Raw genomic sequence first — 1,634 nt, forward strand, 5'->3', positions numbered from 1 at the left:
AGCCCGCGGCAGCCGTCGAACAGGCCAACCTCACCGATGACGCTGCCGCTGGCCTTCTCGACCGCCACGAACATGCCGTAGCCGCGCAGCACCCAGTGGCCGACGATGCGGGTCAGCCGGTGCCAGGCCTCCTCGCGACCGAGGGTCCGGCCGCCGAGATGGCGCACGACATCGGGATCGCTGCGCATGGCATGGATCGCGTCGAGATCGTGGATCTCGGGGCGGCGCAGTCTCAGGTTTTCGGTTTCGAGCATGGCCGTTTTAACCACTGTCCCCGAGGGCGGCCAAGACTGGTGCGGGAACTAGCCGAAAGTCGCAAGAATCGTCGATGAAATCCCTCGCGCTTCGAAAATCCATTCGCTACAACGCGTTTCCGAACGCCGAGCGACAGAAGCCGTTTCGAAACGCTCGCACCTGCCAAATGTCCGAGGAGAATCCCTAGATGAAGCGTCGTCAGTTTATCCAGACCGCGGCGGCTGGCGCCGCGGCCACCGCCGTGGCCATGCCTGCTGTCGCGCAGTCCAATCCCGAAGTGAAGTGGCGTCTGACGTCGAGCTTCCCGAAGTCGCTCGACACGATCTATGCCGGCGCCGAGATCATGGCCAAGATGGTTTCCGAGCTGACCGACGGCAAATTCCAGATCCAGGTCTTCGCCGCGGGCGAAATCGTCCCGGCCCTGCAGGCGCTCGACGCCGTGACCAACAACACCGTCGAGATGTGCCACACGGTCTCGTACTACTATGTCGGCAAGGACCCGACCTTCGCTGTCGCCGCCTCGGTGCCGTTCGGCCTCAACGCTCGCATGCAGAACGCCTGGCTGTTCCAGAATGGCGGCAACGAGCTGTTCAACGAGTTCTACAAGAAGTTCAATGCCTACGGCCTGCCCTGCGGCAACACCGGCGCCCAGATGGGCGGCTGGTTCCGCAAGGAGATCAAGACCGCAGCGGACATGCAGGGCCTGAAGATGCGCATCGGCGGCATCGCCGGCTCGGTCCTGCAGAAGCTCGGCGTCGTGCCGCAGCAGCTCGGCGGCGGCGACATCTACCCGGCGCTGGAGAAGGGCACCATCGACGGCGCCGAGTGGGTCGGCCCCTACGATGACGAGAAGCTCGGCTTCGCCAAGGTCGCGCCCTACTACTACTATCCGGGCTTCTGGGAAGGTGGGCCGACGGTCCACGCCTTCATCAACCTGGAGAAGTGGAACGCGCTGCCGAAGGCCTATCAGGCTGCGCTGACGGCCGCCTGCACCTACGCCAACACGCAGATGGCGGCTCGTTACGACGTGGTGAACCCGCCAGCGCTGAAGCGGCTGGTGGCGGCCGGCACGCAGCTGCGCCCCTTCCCGCAAGACGTGATGGAAGCGAGCCTCAAGGCCTCGAACGAGCTCTATGCGGAGATCTCGGCGAAGAACCCGGACTTCAAGAAGGCGATCGAGACCATGGCCGCCTTCCGCTCGGACCAGTACCTCTGGTGGCAGGTGGCGGAGCTCAGCTTCGACGTCTTCCAGGTTCGCACACGCGCCCGCTGATCCTTCACCGCGAGTTCACGAAATGAGAGGCCCGGCGGAAGCCGGGCCTTTTTCATGCGCGGCGCTCCCGCGAGTGGCCCATCGGCATGTCACCATCTGCGATACT

2 protein-coding genes are annotated in these 1,634 nt (G+C 64.5%); one reads left to right on the forward strand and one right to left on the reverse strand.

Annotated elements, in window-relative coordinates; genetic code table 11:
* Window positions 1-254, reverse strand: a 254-nt coding sequence (locus ACIPIA_RS15795; RefSeq protein WP_400510928.1) for a GNAT family N-acetyltransferase, incomplete at its 3' end; no start/stop codon positions are given.
* A 188-nt stretch (window positions 255-442) separates the two neighbouring features.
* Here ACIPIA_RS15795 and ACIPIA_RS15800 point away from each other — a divergent pair.
* Complete coding sequence (locus tag ACIPIA_RS15800; protein WP_400510929.1) at window positions 443-1,528, forward strand: TRAP transporter substrate-binding protein; 1,086 nt, start codon at window positions 443-445, stop codon at window positions 1,526-1,528.
* The last annotated feature ends 106 nt before the right edge of the window (window positions 1,529-1,634 follow it).

The sequence above is a fragment of the Allobosea sp. CER48 genome, assembly GCF_044752385.1.
Classification (GTDB): domain Bacteria; phylum Pseudomonadota; class Alphaproteobacteria; order Rhizobiales; family Beijerinckiaceae; genus Allobosea.